Source organism: Clostridium sp. 2218st1_F5_2218SCRN_220325, from assembly GCF_039062665.1.
In the GTDB taxonomy this organism is placed as follows: Bacteria; Bacillota; Clostridia; order Peptostreptococcales; family Peptostreptococcaceae; genus Intestinibacter.
Window position 1 is genome coordinate 32,563 of record NZ_JBCLNH010000014.1, and the last position, 20,254, is coordinate 52,816.

Below are 20,254 nucleotides of genomic sequence, written 5' to 3' on the forward strand. Positions count from 1 at the left end.
TCCTTTACTTTACTGTAATGTTTTTAGCATCATTTTTTCTAAGTGCTAAATCTAGTCCTCTAAAGTTAATAACCATAGGATCACCAAAAGGAGCGACTTTTTTTACTGATATTTCAGTGCCACTTATACATCCCAAGGCGAATAGTCTTTTTGCTAGCCTAATATCACCGCTTATGCTATCAATTGTAGCTTTTTGGCCAACCTCCAAATCGTAAACAGTCATCATTAATACCTCCTAATGAAATTCATTATCATAGTAAAAATACTATATATATATAATAATTTTTATGGTGTAAAAAGTCAAGTTATGCTATAGGGGTAAAAAATGAAAATATATAGTAAATTTAAATATGAGTTTTTTCTATAATTTATATTAAAAATAGACAAAAACTGGAGATTTTTTGAAAAATATTGTATTATATATAATATATAAAGAAATAATTATTAAGAATATTAAAAGTTCGCTATAATTCATAATTTATTAGGCGATTGAATATATATTTTTAGATGATATGGAAATTTGGAGATAAAATTTTATGAAAACAAAGAAGATGGTTTTTTTAGGGCTAATGGTTGGATATAGTTTAATATTATATATACTAGAAACATATATTCCAAACCCATTTATAGTATTTTTTCCAGGGGCAAAATTGGGTTTGACTAATATCATAACTTTAGTTTCATTATTAATTTTTGGTTTTAAGGAAACTTTTATAATTGTAACTGTTAGAGTTATTCTATCATCAATTTTTGCTGGTCCAATGTCATATTTATTATTTAGCATAGGAGGGGCGTATTTAAGTTTAATAGTGATGTTTTTAGTAAATAAAATCAAAGGATTTTCAGTAATTGGTGTAAGTATTGCAGGGGCAATAGCACATAATATGGGGCAATTATTAGTGGCTAGTATTTTAGTTGAAAACTTTTTGATGATAACATATTTACCTTTTATGTTGGCAACATCTTTAGTTACCGGACTTTTTGTTGGTATAGTGTCGCAATTTTGTTATTCTAAAATGGATAGAATAAAAGATTCTTTTATTAATATGCGTCAATAATAAGTAATTAAAATTTAAATGTTAGTGGTGATAATATGGAAAACAATGAATTGGAAATGATAAAAAAAGAAATTGAGGAAGTAAGACAACAAATAAATACGTATATACAATATCCTGAGATATTTGAAGAAGAATTAACTGAAGCAAGTAAACAAATAGATATTTTAATAAATAAATATATACATTTGAGCAAATAACCCACAAGATGTGGGTTATTTATTTTATAAAAAGATTTATATATGTAAATTTTTGATTGATAAGAAATACAATAGTAGTAAGAAATTTATTAACATAAATTATAAATACAATATTGATTAAATAGGGGAGGGGATCTTATCAACGAGAAGGAAATTATTATACGATTGTTGATTTGCTTAATTATAGGCGGTCTTACTGGATTAGAAAGAGAGAGGTCTAATCAATTTGCAGGATTTAGAACACATATACTTGTTGCAATAGGATCTTGTATTACATCTATAACTGCTGTGCAACTGTTTATATCGTATAGTTCATATAGCAATATGGACCCTGCCAGGCTTCCTGCACAAGTACTGTCTGGGATAGGGTTTATAGGTGCTGGTGCAATATTAAAAAACTCTAGCGGAATAACAGGGTTGACTACTGCTGCTGGAATTTGGGCTACAGCATGTATAGGAATTGCTATAGGATATGGTCAATATATTTTAGGAATTAGTGCATGGGTATTAGAGATGATTACATTATTATCATTAAAGAGAATTGATAAATTATTTTTTAAAAAGGAAGTTTGTAATATATACGTTACAATATCCAGTTTAGAAGCTATAACAGCGACATTTGCAATTTTAAAAGAATGCAAAATTAGTATAAAAAACTTTGATGTTAACAGTAAAGGAAGTCAAATTTGGACAGCACAATATCATATTAGTTATGATAGAAGAATAAGAATAGAAGAGATTGAAAGAAGAATAAGAGATGTAGCTGGCGTTTTGGATTTATATTTTTATGACAAATAAAATATAAATATTAATTTTTGGGAAATATTATATTATTATAATTAAAACAGCACTAATAAAACATTAGATTAAAATATGGTAAATTAGGTAAAATATAAATAGATAATGCCGAATTTGAAAGGAGACGAAAAATGGAAAGACAAAAGATAGAAAGTCAATTCAAATGGACTATAGACGAAATGTACCCAAGTGAATCAGACTTAAATAAAGACATAGAAAAAGTAAAAGAATTAGTAGAAAAGGTTGTAACTTATAAAGGAAAATTATCAGAATCAAAATCAAACCTATATGAAGCATTACATACTTCAGAAGAAGCAGATAGAATACTTGAAAAATTATATGTATATACTCATATGAAAAGCCATGAAGACACTAGAATAAATGAAAATCAAGGTAAGGCTACAAAAATAGATATGTTATCTACAGAATTATCTATGGCAACTTCATATATGGTTCCAGAAATAATAAGCATGGATGAATCAAAGTTAAATGAATATCTACAAGATGAAAAATTGGCGTTTTACAAAAAATATATAGACGAAATTTTAAGAGTAAAACCTCATACTTTAAGCGAAACAGAAGAAGAAATATTAGCAGCGGCATCTGATTTAACTGCTGTACCTGAAAATGTATATGATATGATGTCTTATGCTGATATGAAATTCCCAGAAATAGAAGATGAAGAAGGCAAAAAAGTAAGATTAACTCATGCAAACTTCTCTTTATTCTTAAAGAGCAAAGATAGAAGAGTGAGAAAAGACGCATTTGAAGGTTTATATTCAGTTTATGAACAATATAGAAATACATTTGCATCAACTCTTTATGGTGGTGTTAAATCAGAAATATTCTATGCAAAAATAAGAAAATATGAAAGTGCATTACAAGGTTCTTTATTTGCAGATAATATAAGCGTAGATGTATACGAAAACTTAATAAAATCAGTAAGTGAAAGTATACCTGCACTAGATAAATATATAGACCTTAAAAAGAAATTCTTAGGTTTAGATGATATTCATATGTATGATTTATATGTACCTTTAACAGGTGACTTTGATATGAAAATTACATATGATGAAGCAAAAGAAATCATATTAGAAGCATTAAAACCATTAGGAGAAGAATATCTTTCTCACATAAAAGATGCATTTGAAAATGGATGGATAGATGTTTATGAAAATGAAGGTAAACAAGGTGGAGCTTATTCATGGGGATGCTATGATTCAAAATCATACATACTGATGAATTATCATGATGACTTAAATTCATTATTTACATTAATTCATGAATTAGGTCACTCTATGCACAGTACTTACTCAAAATCGACACAAGATTATTTATATTCATCATATAAAATATTTGTTGCAGAAGTTGCATCAACATTAAATGAATTACTTCTAATAAATTATTTACTTAAAAAATCAACTTCAAAAGAAGAAAAAATATATCTATTAAATTACTACTTAGAACAATTTAGAACAACAGTTTATAGACAAACTATGTTTGCTGAATTTGAAAAAATAACACATGAAACAGTTGAAAGTGGAGAGCCACTAACAGCAGAAGGATTTACAGATATATACTACAAATTAAATGAAAAATACTACGGAAACTCTTGTGTTGTGGACAAGCAAATAGGGCTTGAATGGGCGAGAATACCTCACTTCTATTCAAACTTCTATGTTTATAAATATGCAACTGGATTCTCAGCAGCAAGTGCTTTAAGTAAACAAATACTTGAAGAAGGTGAAAGTGCTGTTAATCGATATAAAGAATTCTTAAAAAGTGGAGGTTCGGACTATCCTCTAAATCAATTAAAAGCAGCAGGTGTAGATATGCATAAAAAAGAATCAGTAGACGAAGCACTAAGTGTATTTGCAGATTTAGTTGATGAATTAGAAAAAGAATTATAAAGAAATTTTTCTGGGGATTATATTTTTTCATCATAGTTAAATGAATATAATTCCCACTAAACTATAAAAATAAACAATTATAAGTTATAATTATATTAATAGATTAATTATTAGGCAAACTAAAAATTTACTTGGCAGAGATTAAAAATCTATTTTTAATTAAATTTTAATCTAAGAGCAAAGGAGTTAGTATTATTATGACGAATGAAGATATAGTTTTAAGTATAGAAACTCTAAAAGAGTATACTTCAGGAATGATAAAAAAGTGTCAAGAGGCAGTATTATTATCTGTTGAAAGTATGGTTAATAGAAATTTAGAACAAGCTAAGAGAATAATGGAAAATGATGATGATATTGACCTACTTAGAGAGTACATAAGAGATAGAAGTGTAGAATTAATGGCTTCAAAACATCCAATGATTAAGGACTTAAGATATATATACGTTTTATCTGATATATCTACTGAGCTAGAAAGAATAGGCGATTATGCAGTAAATATATGCAAAGAAATTGTAGCAATAGGAGAAAATGAATATATAAAAGAGTTAATCGATATACCTAGGATGTCTGAAATGTGTTCAAAAATGCTTGAAGCTTTAAACGAAGCATTCCTAAATGAAGATGACGAATTAGCATATCAAATTGCATTAACAGATAGAGAGTTAGATAAACTATATTCTAAAATAAGAGAAGATTCATTAAAGGTTATGTATAGGGATCCGGAGAGTAATATTAGTCAAGGAGTAAGACTTCTATTTATAGGTCGATACTTAGAGCGAATAGGAGATCATATAACAAATATATGTGAAAAAATAATATATGCGAAGAAGGGGACTATGGTTGAAATAGGATAAATATTTCAACTAGTATATAATATTTATCAACTTTATAAAAAAAGAACTTACATTAAGTGATTTAATGTAAGTTCTTTTTTTATATATAAAATTATATTTATTGTAAAACTATGAATAAATATAATTTATATAAATAAACTTCAATGAGACAAGTATTTAGTTTTAGTAATTTTCTTACATAGAAAAATGGTTAAGTATTTTATTAACAATAAAAGTTATACAAATGGCTTAAAAATTAAGAAAACAACGGAAATAGCTGAAAAAACAAGGTAAAAACAGCTAAATGGTAAAAAATAACATGTATATATTGAAAAATTATTAACAAAGAGTGTACAATGTAAATATAAAAAATATATATAAAAGTATTTAGACAAAAAATATTTTAATGATTTATCAAAGTAAGAATATGTTAAAAAATACAAGAGGTGAAGATTTAATGGAAAGTAACGTTAAAAACATTGTTGAGAAAGTGATTAAAGATGTTGAGGTTAAAAACCCAGGACAAAACGAATTCCATCAAACTATCGAGGAAGTATTAACTTCATTAATTCCTGTATTAGAAAAAAATCCAGCTTACATTGATGCAAAAATTTTAGATCGTTTAGTAGAACCAGAAAGACAAATTATGTTTAGAGTACCTTGGGTAGATGATAAGGGAGAAATACAAGTTAATAGAGGATTTAGAGTACAATTTAATTCTGCAATAGGACCATATAAAGGTGGTCTTAGATTCCATCCATCTGTTAATTTAAGTATTATCAAGTTTTTAGGATTTGAACAAATATTTAAAAACTCATTGACAGGTCTTCCAATAGGAGGAGGAAAAGGTGGTTCTGACTTTGACCCAAAAGGAAAATCAGATAATGAAATAATGAGATTTTGCCAAAGTTTTATGACAGAATTATATAGACATATAGGTCCAAATGTAGATGTTCCAGCAGGAGATATAGGTGTTGGAGGTAGAGAAATAGGTTATTTATATGGTCAATATAAGAGACTTAGAAATGCAAATGACCAAGGCGTATTAACAGGAAAAGGTCTAACTTATGGTGGTTCTTTAGCAAGAACTCAAGCAACTGGATTTGGTATAATCTACTTTGTTGAAGAAATGTTAAAAGAAGCAGGAAAGACTATAAAAGGTCAAACTGTAGTTATATCTGGAGCAGGAAATGTAGCAATATATGCAGTTAAAAAAGCACAAGAATTAGGTGCAAAAGTAGTTGCTATGTGCGATTCTTCTGGATATATATTTGATGAAGATGGAATAGACTTACCACTTATACAACAAATTAAAGAAATTGAAAGAAAGAGAATAAAAGAATATGCTATTAGAAAATCATCAGCAAAATACTTTGAAGGAAATAAAGGTATATGGACAGTGAAAGCTGATGTAGTTATACCTTGTGCAACTCAAAATGAAATAGACTTAGAGGATGCTAAGATAATTGTTGAAAATGGAACATTTGCAGTAGGTGAAGGTGCGAATATGCCTTGTACTAATGAAGCTGAACAATATTTCTTGGAAAAAGGGATATTACTAGCCCCATCTAAAGCAGCTAATGCAGGTGGGGTTGCAACTTCAGCATTAGAAATGAGTCAAAATAGTATGAGATTATCTTGGAGTTTTGAAGAAGTTGACGAAAAACTACATGGTATAATGGTAAATATATTTAAAAATACAAGAGATGCAGCTAAAGAATATGGATTTGAAGGAAATTATTTAGTTGGTGCTAATATAGCAGGATTTATAAAAGTCGCAGATGCTATGATGGCACAAGGCATAGTTTAATATAAATAAAAATGAGAGTTATAAGATAGTGCAGTAATGTATCTATTTTATAACTCTTATTTATTTGTGTAAAAAAATAAATAAAGATATAAATACAATTATTATGATTTTGGACCTAAAATAAAACAATTAACATATAAAATCCAAAAGAAAATACATTTTTGATATAAAAACAAAAAAATATGTATAAATTTTCATAATATACTGTAATTTATATTCCAAAATATGTATAATATATAAATAATAAAAAGACTAATCAAAAGGGCAAAAGGAGATATTAATATGGAAAAGAACGTAAAACAAATAGTTGAACAAGTTATAGAAGATGTAAAAGCAAAAAATCCAGGACAAGGAGAATTCCATCAAACTGTTGAGGAAGTATTAACTTCATTAGTTCCTGTATTAGAAAAAAATCCAACATATGTAGATGAAAAAATATTAGATCGTTTAGTAGAACCAGAAAGACAAATTATGTTTAGGGTTCCTTGGATAGATGACAAAGGAGAAATCCAAATAAATAGAGGGTTTAGAGTACAATTTAACTCTGCAATAGGACCATACAAAGGTGGTCTTAGATTCCATCCATCAGTAAACTTAAGTATAGTAAAATTCTTAGGGTTTGAGCAAATATTCAAAAACTCATTAACAGGTCTTCCAATAGGCGGAGGAAAAGGTGGTTCTGATTTCGATCCAAAAGGAAAATCAGACAGAGAAATAATGAGATTCTGCCAAAGCTTTATGACAGAATTATATAGACACATAGGACCAAACACAGATGTTCCAGCAGGAGATATAGGTGTTGGAGGTAGAGAAATAGGATATTTATATGGTCAATATAAAAAAATAAGAAATGCAAATGACCAAGGAGTTTTAACAGGAAAAGGTCTAACTTTCGGAGGTTCTCTAGCAAGAACTGAAGCAACAGGATATGGTTTAATTTATTTTGTTGAAGAAATGTTAAAAGAATCAGGAAAAACTATAGAAGGAAAAAGAGTAGTTGTATCTGGTTCTGGAAATGTTGCAATATATGCAGTTCAAAAAGCTCAATTATTGGGTGCAAAAGTAGTCGCTATGAGTGATTCTAACGGATACATAGTAGATGAAAATGGTATAGATGTAGAATTAATACAACAAATAAAAGAAGTTGAAAGAAAAAGAATAAAAGAATATGCAGAGAGAAGACCATCTGCTAAATACTTTGAAGGAAGAGGAGTATGGTCTGTTAAAGCAGATGTAGTATTACCTTGTGCAACTCAAAATGATATAGATTTAGAAGATGCTAAATTATTAGTTGAAAATGGAACATTCGCAGTAGGTGAAGGTGCAAACATGCCTTGTACTAACGAAGCTGTAGAATATTTCTTAGAAAAAGGTGTATTAGTAGCACCAGCAAAAGCAGCTAATGCAGGTGGGGTTGCTACTTCAGCATTAGAAATGAGCCAAAATAGTATGAGATTATCTTGGAGTTTTGAAGAAGTTGATCAAAAATTACACGATATAATGGTTAATATATTCAAGAACTCAAGAGATGCAGCTAAAGAATATGGATTTGAAGGAAATTATGTTGTAGGTGCTAATATAGCAGGATTCATAAAAGTTGCAGATGCTATAGTGGCACAAGGATTAGTTTAATTCAAATTTGTAGTATATTAACGTATAAAAAAATTTGGATTGACAATAATAAAGTATATTAGATATAATAAAAATTAATTATTAATAAATAAAGACTGAGAAAAAGAGGAGTATGTAAAGACTGCTAACAGAGAGGAAAATCAACTGCTGAAAGATTTTTCTAGATAAGATTTACAGAATGTAGCTTTGGAGTCTCTAAACTGAAATAGTAGTAAGTTTAGACGGTGAGAATCGTTAAATCTATTGAGAGTTAAGATATTATTTTTATAATTATATCTTAAAATTAAGGTGGTAACGCGAGCTTTTCGTCCTTAGATGGATGGAAAGCTCTTTTTTATTGAAATCATCTTAATTTATTTCATTTATATTAATATTTTAATAAAAATATTGGTTTAAACGAAAATAATTATCAAATTATGCAAAAAGAGTTAAAAGAACTTTAATATAAAATTTTAAGGAGGAAAAGGATGACTAAAGCAAATTTATCAAAAACTTATAATCCAAAAGACTTTGAACAAAGATTATATCAAGAGTGGATGGATAAAGGTTACTTCAAATCAAGCCCAAATCCAGACAAAAAACCATTCTGTATAGTTTTACCACCACCAAATATAACAGGACAACTTCACATGGGTCATGCACTTGACCATACTTTACAAGATGTTCTTATAAGATGGAAACGTATGGATGGATATGAAGCATTATGGCAACCAGGAACTGACCATGCTTCTATAGCAACTGAAGTTAAAGTTGTTGAAAAAATAAGAAAAGAAGAAGGAAAATCTAAGTACGAATTAGGAAGAGAAGAATTCTTAAAAAGAGCTATGGACTGGAAAGATGAGTACGGTAGAGTTATAGTTGACCAAATGAAACAATTAGGTTCTTCTTGTGACTGGGACAGAGAAAGATTCACAATGGATCAAGGTTGTAATGAAGCTGTTACTGAGTTCTTCGTAAAATTATATGAAAAAGGTCATATATACAGAGGAAACAGAATAATAAACTGGTGTCCAGATTGTAAAACTACTTTATCAGATGCAGAAGTAGAACACGAAGAAAAAGACGGTAACTTCTATCACATAAAATACTATCTAAAAGATAGCGACCAATTCTTAGAAGTAGCTACTACTAGACCTGAAACAATGTTAGGGGATACTGGTATAGCTGTTAACCCAGATGATGAAAGATACAAAGACATAGTTGGTAAAACTGTAATACTTCCAATAGTAGGAAGAGAACTTCCAATAGTTGCTGATGACTATGTTGATATGGAATTCGGTACTGGTGTTGTTAAAATGACTCCAGCTCACGACCCTAATGACTTCGGTGTTGGTCAAAGACATAACTTAGAACAAATCAACGTAATGAACGAAGATGGTTCTATGAACGAACTTTGCGGAAAATACGCAGGAATGGACAGATACGAATGTAGAAAAGAACTTATAAAAGATTTAGAAGAACAAGGATTCTTAATCAAAATAGTTCCTCATCCACATGCTGTTGGTACTTGCTACAGATGTCATACAGTTGTTGAACCAAGATTATCTGAACAATGGTTCGTTAAAATGGATGAATTAGCAAAACCTGCTATAGATATATTAAAAAACGGAGATTTAAAATTCGTTCCAGAAAGATATGGAACAGGAACTTACCTACAATGGTTAGAAAACATCAGAGACTGGTGTATATCTAGACAGTTATGGTGGGGTCACCAAATACCAGCATACTACTGTCAAGAATGTGGCGATGTAGTAGTTGCTAAAGAAGCTCCACACAGCTGTGAAAAATGTGGATGCGGTGAATTTAAACAAGATGAAGACGTATTAGATACTTGGTTCTCATCTGCTTTATGGCCATTCTCAACATTAGGTTGGCCACACAATACTGAAGAATTAGAATACTACTATCCAACAAATGTACTTGTTACAGGATACGATATAATATTCTTCTGGGTTGTAAGAATGGCATTTGCAGGTATGTTCTGCATGAATGAAACTCCATTCGAACATGTTTTAATACATGGATTAGTTAGAGACTCTCAAGGTAGAAAAATGAGTAAATCTCTTGGAAATGGTATAAACCCATTAGAAGTTATAGATGAATACGGTGCAGATGCATTAAGATTCATGTTAATAACAGGAAACTCTCCAGGAAATGATATGAGATTCTACTTCGAAAGAGTTGAAGCATCAAGAAACTTCGCAAATAAATTATGGAATGCATCAAGATTCATATTCATGAACATAGATGATGAAATAATGAACGGAGTAACAAGAGAATCTGTAGAAGCTAACTTCACATTAGCAGACAAATGGATAATATCTAGAGCTAATAGAGTAGCTAAAGAAGTTACAGAAAACATGGATAAATTCGATTTAGGTATAGCAGCTACAAAAGTTGAAGACTTTGCTTGGTCTGAATTCTGTGACTGGTATATAGAAATAGTTAAACCAAGATTATATGGTGAAGACAAAGAAGCTAAACAAACTGCTTTATATGTATTAACTTACGTATTAGAAAAAATACTTAAATTATTACATCCATATATGCCATTCATAACAGAAGAAATCTACACTTGTCTACCAACAGTAGAAGGCAGTATAATGGTTTCTGAATGGCCACACTACAAAGAAGAAGACAATATGGCTGAAGATGAAGCTATGATGGAACTTGCAATGGAAGGTATAAGAAACATAAGAAACGCAAGAGCTGAAATGGATGTTCCACCATCAAAGAAAGCTAAAGTTATAATAATACCAACTGAAGAAAAATTATCTGCTATAGAAGCTGGTAAAGATTACTTCGTAACATTAGCATCTGCTTCAGAAGTTCAAATACAAATGACTGAAGAAAATATACCAGAAGATGCTGTAAGTGTTGTTATAGAAGGTGCTAAAATATTTATACCACTTGATGAATTAGTAGACTTCAGCAAAGAATTAGATAGGTTAAATAAAGAAAAAGCTAAAATAGAAGGCGAAATAAAAAGAGTTAACGGAAAATTATCTAACCAAGGCTTCTTAGCTAAGGCTCCAGAAAAATTAGTTAACGAAGAAAAAGCTAAAAAAGAAAAATATGAAGAAATGCTTAAATCAGTATTAGAAAGATTAGAAAGCATAGAAGCTAAAATAAAATAATTAAAAAACTAAATTAAAAGGAGTATTCCAAAATAGCATATTTATTTTGGATGCTCCTTTTTTTGTTGTTAGAAAAAATACAAAGTACTATAATAATAGTATTGGTACAAATTATTTGTAAATTATGGTAATTATCATTGGTATTTATGAAAGTCAATTTTAAGTAATAAGTATAAATTAATTAATACTTATACATTAAGCTATAAAGTATAAGGAGGGGTCATAATGAATAGAAGAGTTGATTTATTAAAAGCTTTAAAATTATTAGCACTAATTATAGTTTTATTTATTTGTTTTACAGGGGTTATAAGTTGGAAACTAGAAAATAAAGCAGAAGGAAGTACTTTATCGAATTTAGTAAAAAGAGTTGAGGATACGAGTGTATTAACATCAGCCTCAAAGGCAAAAGGCAACGATTTAATTCTCGTAAATAAACAGAATTTTTTGGAAAATAATTATGTACCAGAGAATTTAGTAAGGCCCAATATACCTTTTTTAGAGGATTGTACTGAAGAAGAAATGCAACTGCAAAAACATGCAGCAAAGGCTTTAGAAAGATTAGTTAATGCTGCAAAAGATGAAAATATAACTTTAATAGGCTCGTCAGGATACAGGTCATATCAAACACAAGTTGAAGTCTATAATAGCTATTGTAAAAAAAAGGGGAAAAGTTACACTTTACAATATGTCGCTTCACCAGGTTCGAGTGAACATCAAACTGGTTTAGCAATAGATATCACAAATTCATCTCGCTGCTTTGATAAAAATAGTAAAGAGGCAAAGTGGCTTGCCGATAATGCATATAAATACGGATTTATTTTACGTTATTTAGAAGGTAAAACCGATATTACAGGATATAATTATGAACCTTGGCATATTAGATATGTAGGGAAAAAAGTAGCAAAAGAGATATATAACAATTCAGAAACGCTAGAAGAATATTTAGAGCGTCTAGGCTAACGATATCAATGTCTAAAAATATTTTTATATTAATTTCTACATTGAAAATATAACCAATACCTGGAAATATATTATAATATATAATATGAGTAATATATGTGCAATTATTGTATAATAAAATACATAAGTTACAATTTAGAAATATTAATATAAGAAAGGAGAGCTATCTAAAATTTAATTTTGGTAGCAATATAGACATTGAATTATCAAGAATCATTAAAATTTATAGAAGAATCTCATAAATTTGGGATTAGATTAGGGCTTGAAAACTCATTAAAATTACTTGAGCTATTAGGTAATCCTCAAGAGAAATTAAAAATAATACATGTTGCAGGAACTAATGGAAAAGGTTCAGTATGTTCTTTTATCTCAAATGCATTGCAAGCTCAAGGGTATAAAGTAGGTCTTTATACATCTCCATATCTAGAAAAATTCACAGAAAGAATAAGAATAAATGGAGAAAATATCCCAGAAGAAGATGTTGCTAGAATTGTAACATTAATGAGAGAAAAAATAGAACAAATGGTAGAAGAAGGTTTTGCTTATCCAACAGAGTTTGAAATAGAGACAGCTATGGCATTTTACTACTATTGGGAGCAAGGTGTAGATTATGTTGCTTTAGAAGTTGGATTAGGTGGTAGATATGATGCTACTAATGTTATAAAAGATTGTCTTGCAAGTGTAATAGTTTCCCTAAGTTTAGATCATATAGGAATATTAGGTGATACTTTAGCAAAAATAGCTTATGAAAAAGCAGGAATAATAAAACCTAATGGAATTACAATATCTTATAAACAAAAAGATGAGGCAGCACAAGTTATAAAAGATGTTTGTAAAGAACAAAATTCTGAATATATAGAAGTAGATTTTGACTCAATAAACGTTAAAAAATCAGATATATCATCTCAAATATTTGATTGTGTAGTAGATGGTGAAAAATTTGAAGACATGGAAATACAATTAATAGGAGACCACCAAGTTAACAATGCTGTTTTAGCTCTTACTGTACTAAAAACTATAAGAGATAAGCGTGGAGTTAAAATAACTAATGAAGCTATTAAAAAAGGATTCTATGATACTAAATGGCCAGGAAGAATAGAAAAAATAAAAGATAATCCTGTATTTATAATAGATGGTGCACATAATGAAGATGGTGCAAAATCTCTAAAAAATGCATTAGAAAAGAACTTCAAAGGTAAAAAATTAACTTTCTTAATAGGTATGTTAGCAGACAAAGATATAGATTCTGTTTTAGATTTATTAATGGACAAGTTCCAAAAGGTTGTAACTACTACTCCAGATAGCGATAGAGCAATAAGTTGTGAAGAATTAAAATCTAAAATCGAAAAATACGGAAAAGATGTAGTAGCAATACCTAAAATAGAAGATGCCGTAAAATATGTAATTGATAATGCTAAAGAAGACGAAGTAATAATTGCAGCAGGTTCATTATATATGATAGGACATATAAGAAGTTTAGTTAAATAAAAATTTATATTATAATAAAAAAAGAGGGTAAAATAGACGTTTGTATATTTTACTCTCTTTTTTTATTGCAAGGAGATTTTAATACTCTAAAAAATGTATAAATTAAAGTTGTACTTTCTTTAACTTGAAGTTATCCAATTAGTAAGATAATATAATTAATAACAAAAAACAAATTATATATGGAGAGAACAACATGTTTACAATAATGATAGTAGATGATAATGAACAATTACAAAATGAAATAGGAAATTTACTAATAGCAAACAGATACTCAATCTTAAAACCAACAGATTTTAATAAAATATCACAAACAGTAAAAGACAGTAGTCCAGACTTAATTTTATTAGATATAAATTTACCTAATAATGATGGATTTAAGATATGTACAGAGATACGAAGTTTTTCAAATATACCAATAATATTTATAACAAGTAGAAATACAAATATTGATGAACTGATGTCAATTACATTAGGTGGAGATGATTTTATTACAAAACCATATAATACTCAAATACTTTTGGCTAGAATAAATGCCCTTCTTAAAAGAGCTTATCCAAATAACTCTAATATGGATGTAATCGAGTATAATGGATTAACGCTAAATATTTTATCTAGTACAATTGAGTATAATCAAAAGAATATAGAGCTTACAAAGAATGAATTAAAGATACTTTATTACCTATTAATAAATAAAGGTAAAATTGTATCCAGAGTAGATATTATGGAGTATTTATGGGATAGTTCTATGTTTGTAAATGATAACACACTTACAGTTAATATAACTAGAATAAGAAATAAAATTGAAGAGATTGGTTTGAAAGATTTTATAAAAACTAAAAGAGGACAAGGTTATATTATATGAGTTTAAAAGATTATTTAAAAAGCAAAGTAGCTATAATATTTTTAAATATTATAGCTTTGATGACATTATCAGTTTTTCTTTTGAGTGTAGGAAATGAATCTAAAATTATAATAACTATAGCAATTACATGGATTGTCTTTTTATTTGTATATTTTATGTTTGCGTATAGAAAGAGGAGAGATTATTTCAAAATCATAGAAAAAAGCGTAGCAAATATTGATAAAAAGTTTTTAATAAGCGAAGTGTTAAAAGAGCCACCTTTTATTGAAGCTAAACCTTATTATTATCTATTAAAAAAATCAAGTAAATCAATGAGAGAAGAAATTAACAGAGAAAAGTCGAAGCATAAAGATTATAAAGAGTATATAGAACAATGGATTCATGAAGTAAAGACACCCATATCACTTATAAAGTTAATTGAAGAAAACAACAGAACAGCGAAATCATCAGAAATACTTATTCAGTTAGAAGAAATAGATAGGTATGTGGAACAATCTTTGTTTTATGCAAGAAGTGAAGATGTAGACAAAGATTACCTGATAAAAGAAATAAGTTTGCAAAGTTGTGTAAATAGTGTTATTACAAGAAATAAACAAGGATTTATTTTAAATAATATATATCTTGAAATAAATGATATAGATAAACTGGTATTCTCAGATAGTAAATGGCTTGAATTTATTTTAAATCAAATAATAGTAAATGCTATAAAATATAGACAAAATGAGTGCCCAAAGGTAAAGATATATGCAATTGATATAAAAAATGGTACTAGATTAATTATTGAAGATAACGGAATAGGTATCCCAAGTAATGAAATAGATAGAGTATTTGAAAAAGGATTTACAGGAAATATTGGACGAATAAATAGTAGATCTACAGGCATAGGACTATATTTATGCAAAAAACTATGTGATAAATTAGGATTATTAATAGACATAGAATCTAAAATAAATAGTTATACAAAGGTAATAATAACTTTTCCAATAGGAAGCTTTTGTAAGTTTTAATTCGAGTAATGTTACGAGATTGTCACATAAAAGTAAGATTAAATCGAATCAAGGAAGTTGCTTATAAGTTAAAATATCATTGAGGTGATAAATATGGAAAAAATATTAAAAATAAATAAAGTAGAAAAATATTATGGTAATAAAGGAAATATAGTTAAAGCCATAGATGATATAAGCTTTGATGTCAAAAAAAGTGAATTTGTGGGCATAATGGGTCCTTCAGGTTCTGGGAAAACAACATTATTAAATATGATAGCAACTATTGATGATGTGAGTTCAGGCAATATTTACTTAGATGGAAAGGATTTAACAGAGATAAATCGCAAGAATATAGCAAAGTTTAGAAGAGAAAATTTAGGATTTATATTCCAAGACTTCAACTTATTAGATACATTAACTATACATGAAAATATCGCATTAGCACTTACAATTAACAAGACTAATAAGAGTGAAATAGATGGAAAAGTATTAGCAGTGGCAAAGGAACTAGGAATAGAACATTTACTAGGTAAGTATCCTTATGAGGTATCAGGTGGACAAAAGCAAAGGACTGCCTGTGCAAGGGCATTGGTAACAAATCCAAAACTAATATTAGCTGATGAACCCACAGGAGCACTTGACTCTAAATCAGCACAAATGTTAATAGAGATGATGGCAAATTTAAATAAAGATTTGGGAGCAACTATTCTCATGGTAACTCATGATTCTTTTACAGCAAGTTATTGTAATAGGATATTATTCATCAAGGATGGAAAGATATTCACAGAGTTAGTGAGAGGTGAAAATACACGTAGACAATTTTTTAATAAAATATTGGATGTAGTAGCATTATTAGGTGGTGATGTTAGAGATGTACGCTAAGTTAGCCAAAAGTAATGCGAGAAAATCTATAAAAGATTATTTAATTTATTTTATAACTATAACAATATGTGTAAGTTTGTTTTATGCAATAACATCACTTTCCAGCTCTAGTTATGAATTTATAACAGAGGATTCTTATAATTTTAAAACTTTACAACTAATATTAAAATATTCTACTTATGTAATTACAGCAATTTTAATTTTACTTATAGCCTATGTGAACAAATATATGATAAGACGACGTCAAAGAGAGTTTGCAACATACATACTACTTGGAGCAGAACAAAAAAGTATTGCATTTATGTTCTTTATTGAAACACTTATAATTGCTACATTAGCAATAATAGCCGGAATATTTGTGGGAACCCTATTTTCACAAGCTATAACGGCTCTGGTTTTAGTAAGTGTAAATCAAGAAGTAGTATTTACCTTAAGGTTATATATGGATACAGTGGTCATTACATTTATATTCTTTATAGCAATGTTCTGTATAATAGGTTTGTATAATGTTTCTGTATTAAATAAAATAAAACTAATAGATATGTTAAATGCAAGTAAACAAGTAGAATTTCAATTTAGAAGAAGTGGAAAAGTATATGGTGTAATATTTGGATTATCAATATTATTATATATAGTATGTGTATATTGTACTTTTAAATTAATAAATACAGAAATTGATTATAGTATAAAATCACTGACTTATATAGGCATATCACTAGTAAGTTTTATTATAGGTACTTTTGCACTATTTTATTCTATTTCATATATTTTAATATATTTAAAGGGAAAATGTATTAATTTTAAATATGAAGGAACAAATTTATTTTTAATAGGTAGTATTGTATCTAAAATAAAGACAGCACCAATATTAATGGCAACAATAGCAATGACTTTTTTAGGGGCTATGATAAGTTTTATTATGACACTTGCAATGGCACAGTGGTCATTGGGTTATCTAAATATGAGAGTTCCTTATGATATTGATATAAGAAATGATTATAGTTATAACTTTGATATAGAAGATATACCAAAGTTAGATTATGGTGAGGTTGTACAATATTTAAATGATGAAGGTTATAGTGTAAGAGATTATTGCCAAGTTGAAAAATATTTTATAGATAAAGATGAGTTTTATACTGGGGATAGGAATAATTCACCTATGTTGGCAATAAGCTTAAGTGATTTTAACAAATTAAGAACCATGTTGGGTTATGAAAAAATAAATCTTAAAGAAAATGAGTTTACAACACAATGGCATAGTGTGGTTAATAATACTGATATTAACAAATTTTTATCAAAGAATAAACATTTGAATATTAATGGAGAAATTTTAAATATTAGTAAAGATTCACATTACAAAGAATCAATTGGGGAAAGAATATATGATTTTTATTCTTATAATATTATTATTTTGCCAGATAAGGTGTGTAAGGATCTTACTTTAGCAGAAACTAATTTTTTAGCTAATTTAAATAATCAAATGAGCTATAAAGATGCAGTGAATTTTGAATCTAAATATATTGAAAAATGGTTTAAAGAAAATAATAGGTATTTAATTGAAAAATATAGCAAAGAATTTGATATAACATCTAGTATTATAGACGGAATAGTAAAATCATCTGAAACAAATAATATTTTAAATATGACTTTGGCAATGAGAATCCTTGGAGTATATTTATGCATAGTTTTACTTACCATAAGTTTTACAGTGCTTGCCCTTGGTCAACTTACAGATTCTATTGAACATAAAGATAGATATAATGTTCTTAGAAAGTTAGGTGTTGAGGAAAATGATATAAATAAGATAGTATTAAAGCAAATCTCAATATATTTTGTAGTACCTATAGCTATTGCACTGATAGGTGTAGGAATATTCATATATAACTATTATCTAATGTATAAAGAGAGAATCGTTACTTTTATTGGTTTTAATTTATTTATTTTTAGTATTGCGACAGGAATTATTTTAACGATTTGTGTGTATATGTGCTACTTTGCAGGAACGTATTATACTTTTAAGAGAAATATAAAATAGGTATGGTAAAACAGCTCATAAACATACAAAAAGGGGAAAGATAAATTAATCGTAAATAAAATTAAAAAAATTATATTATACTATCAACAGAAAATTAATATATAAATTTATGTATATTTATAATCCACTTTTTCGTTATATTTTTATAACGGGAAGGTGGATTTTTTTAAGAAAAGGGACAAACCATATGTGCATAATTTATAAAAAAAACTAATATATTATTGTAGTATAGTTTGAGAAAGGAGGGAGGATTTGAAGGTATATATTTCTAATTATTTGTCACATAGTATAAGTATCATTGATTACGAAACTCTTGAAATGGAAAGAGAAATTGTATTAGATAATAATATCTATCCACATCATTTTTGTGTAGATGAAGATGAAGGAAAAATATATATTCCAAGTTTGGTAAATGGAACACTTTATGAGGTAGATATTATTAGTGGAAAAATTTTAAATTCTATATCGGTCGGTGGAAGTCTAAGTCAAATATTTATGCATGGAGATGAGTTATTTGTATCTAATGAAGATACAAACAGCATTTATATAATTAATAAATATACATTAGAAGCAATCTCTATGATTAGTGTAGATGATATGCCGCATGGATTAGGCTATGATCAAAAAAATAATAAACTGTATGTTCCATGTATAAATTCGATAATATGTATAGATATAGAAAATAAAATTATCTATAAAAAAATAGATACTGATTTTAAAGCTTGGCATTTAGAAGTAGATGAAAAAAAGAAAGAAATATACGTGTCAACTTTAGACGGCAAATTAGTAATATTAAAAGAAGATGATCTAGAAATTATAAATACGTTTTATGAATTATTGTTACCTGTTCAAATAAGATTTAATTACATTGATGAAAGAGTGTATATAAGTGATTTAGGATATAATCAGATAAAAATACTAGATTATAGGTTAGGAAAATATATAGGAAAGATAAAAGTAAATGGTATTCCACAAGGGTTAGAAATTTCAAAAGATTATAGTAGGCTATTTGTATCAGATACTGAAAATGATGAGATAAAAGTATATGATACAAAAACAAACCAGTTGATTAAGGCAATTCACGTAGGAAAAGAGCCTACAACAATAGTTTGTTTGTAGGCTACTTTTTATATGTAGTAAGTAAGTTTATTACTTCAGCGTACATATGAGAAGCATTCTTTTTCCAGTTATTACAGATGTGGTTTGCTTGCTTTTCAGAAGAAACATTTAAATTTAAGTCAATTAAATTACTCTGATTTTCAATTACCCTAAGATTAACGATGAATTCATTTTCGCTTTGCTTAACAAAACTAGATTTTACCTGTGTTTCAGCTAATAAACTCTCTTTATTTAGTTTTATATAGTGGTCTACTTTGTTAGCTGAATCCATTGGGATTTTAAGCATAAGTGATTCCAATGTCTCAAGTCCCCTTTGAGTTAGACAATAATACTCTTTGTCAGAGTCCTTATATATCTTTAGAAATTTTGATTCCATAAGTTGAGATAAAAGTTGTTGCAGCGAGAAATAATTCATCATTTCAGTTTCTAAAACAACTTGAGTGATTTGAGAATTTGTCAAATCCATTTTAATTTTATATAAAATATATAAGATTAAAAGTTTGTGGTAAGCTGTTTCTTCAGATGAATTTTCAAACATATTTATCAT

At 28.1% G+C, this 20,254-nt stretch carries 17 protein-coding genes and 1 other annotated feature; of the genes, 15 read left to right on the forward strand and 2 right to left on the reverse strand.

Features of this window, described 5'->3' with window-relative positions:
• Positions 1–4: 4 nt before the first annotated feature.
• Positions 5–223: a ferrous iron transport protein A gene (locus ABCM86_RS09270; protein ID WP_195929639.1), complete on the reverse strand. Its 219-nt coding sequence runs from the start codon at positions 221–223 to the stop codon at positions 5–7.
• Positions 224–536: 313 nt separating this feature from the next.
• On the opposite strand from ABCM86_RS09270, the gene ABCM86_RS09275 reads away from it, so the two are divergent.
• From ABCM86_RS09275 to ABCM86_RS09345, 15 genes are all read left to right on the forward strand, one after another.
• Positions 537–1,058, forward strand: coding sequence for a Gx transporter family protein (locus tag ABCM86_RS09275; protein ID WP_295763390.1), 522 nt, complete (start codon positions 537–539; stop codon positions 1,056–1,058).
• A 35-nt stretch (positions 1,059–1,093) separates the two neighbouring features.
• Complete coding sequence (locus ABCM86_RS09280; RefSeq protein ID WP_295763387.1) at positions 1,094–1,255, forward strand: aspartyl-phosphate phosphatase Spo0E family protein; 162 nt, start codon at positions 1,094–1,096, stop codon at positions 1,253–1,255.
• A gap of 168 nt (positions 1,256–1,423) precedes the next feature.
• Entirely contained in the window at positions 1,424–2,053 is a 630-nt protein-coding gene (locus ABCM86_RS09285) for an MgtC/SapB family protein (RefSeq protein ID WP_243269637.1), read from the forward strand.
• A 131-nt stretch (positions 2,054–2,184) separates the two neighbouring features.
• Complete coding sequence (pepF, locus tag ABCM86_RS09290; RefSeq protein ID WP_343003886.1) at positions 2,185–3,963, forward strand: oligoendopeptidase F; 1,779 nt, start codon at positions 2,185–2,187, stop codon at positions 3,961–3,963.
• 197 nt (positions 3,964–4,160) lie between these two features.
• Complete coding sequence (gene phoU, locus ABCM86_RS09295; RefSeq protein ID WP_195930318.1) at positions 4,161–4,817, forward strand: phosphate signaling complex protein PhoU; 657 nt, start codon at positions 4,161–4,163, stop codon at positions 4,815–4,817.
• A 436-nt stretch (positions 4,818–5,253) separates the two neighbouring features.
• Complete coding sequence (gdhA, locus tag ABCM86_RS09300; RefSeq protein WP_343003887.1) at positions 5,254–6,606, forward strand: NADP-specific glutamate dehydrogenase; 1,353 nt, start codon at positions 5,254–5,256, stop codon at positions 6,604–6,606.
• 282 nt (positions 6,607–6,888) lie between these two features.
• The gene (gene gdhA / locus ABCM86_RS09305) at positions 6,889–8,238 is read left to right on the forward strand and encodes an NADP-specific glutamate dehydrogenase (RefSeq protein ID WP_295675734.1); all 1,350 of its coding nucleotides are present in this window, start codon (positions 6,889–6,891) and stop codon (positions 8,236–8,238) included.
• 88 nt (positions 8,239–8,326) lie between these two features.
• Positions 8,327–8,554: a binding site (T-box leader), on the forward strand.
• 151 nt (positions 8,555–8,705) lie between these two features.
• Entirely contained in the window at positions 8,706–11,375 is a 2,670-nt protein-coding gene (locus tag ABCM86_RS09310) for a valine--tRNA ligase (RefSeq protein ID WP_195930312.1), read from the forward strand.
• A gap of 225 nt (positions 11,376–11,600) precedes the next feature.
• Positions 11,601–12,335 (forward strand): M15 family metallopeptidase, encoded by a 735-nt coding sequence (locus ABCM86_RS09315; RefSeq protein ID WP_343003888.1) that lies wholly within the window; start codon positions 11,601–11,603, stop codon positions 12,333–12,335.
• A 198-nt stretch (positions 12,336–12,533) separates the two neighbouring features.
• A complete protein-coding gene (locus ABCM86_RS09320; protein ID WP_307994088.1) occupies positions 12,534–13,823 on the forward strand; it encodes a folylpolyglutamate synthase/dihydrofolate synthase family protein in 1,290 nt (429 codons plus the stop codon).
• 193 nt (positions 13,824–14,016) lie between these two features.
• Positions 14,017–14,685: a response regulator transcription factor gene (locus tag ABCM86_RS09325; protein WP_195930299.1), complete on the forward strand. Its 669-nt coding sequence runs from the start codon at positions 14,017–14,019 to the stop codon at positions 14,683–14,685.
• Positions 14,682–15,692 (forward strand): sensor histidine kinase, encoded by a 1,011-nt coding sequence (locus ABCM86_RS09330; RefSeq protein WP_195930297.1) that lies wholly within the window; start codon positions 14,682–14,684, stop codon positions 15,690–15,692. The genes ABCM86_RS09325 and ABCM86_RS09330 overlap by 4 nt, the downstream gene beginning before the upstream one ends.
• A gap of 93 nt (positions 15,693–15,785) precedes the next feature.
• Positions 15,786–16,553, forward strand: coding sequence for an ABC transporter ATP-binding protein (locus tag ABCM86_RS09335; protein WP_195930295.1), 768 nt, complete (start codon positions 15,786–15,788; stop codon positions 16,551–16,553).
• Positions 16,543–18,588 carry an ABC transporter permease gene (locus tag ABCM86_RS09340; protein ID WP_343003889.1) on the forward strand — a complete coding sequence of 682 codons (2,046 nt, stop codon included), beginning with the start codon at positions 16,543–16,545 and terminating at the stop codon, positions 18,586–18,588. The genes ABCM86_RS09335 and ABCM86_RS09340 overlap by 11 nt, the downstream gene beginning before the upstream one ends.
• A gap of 252 nt (positions 18,589–18,840) precedes the next feature.
• Positions 18,841–19,707: a YncE family protein gene (locus ABCM86_RS09345; RefSeq protein ID WP_195930291.1), complete on the forward strand. Its 867-nt coding sequence runs from the start codon at positions 18,841–18,843 to the stop codon at positions 19,705–19,707.
• 1 nt (position 19,708) lies between these two features.
• Here ABCM86_RS09345 and ABCM86_RS09350 read toward each other — a convergent pair whose 3' ends face one another.
• Entirely contained in the window at positions 19,709–20,245 is a 537-nt protein-coding gene (locus ABCM86_RS09350; RefSeq protein WP_195930289.1) for a DUF4364 family protein, read from the reverse strand.
• Positions 20,246–20,254 lie beyond the last annotated feature (9 nt).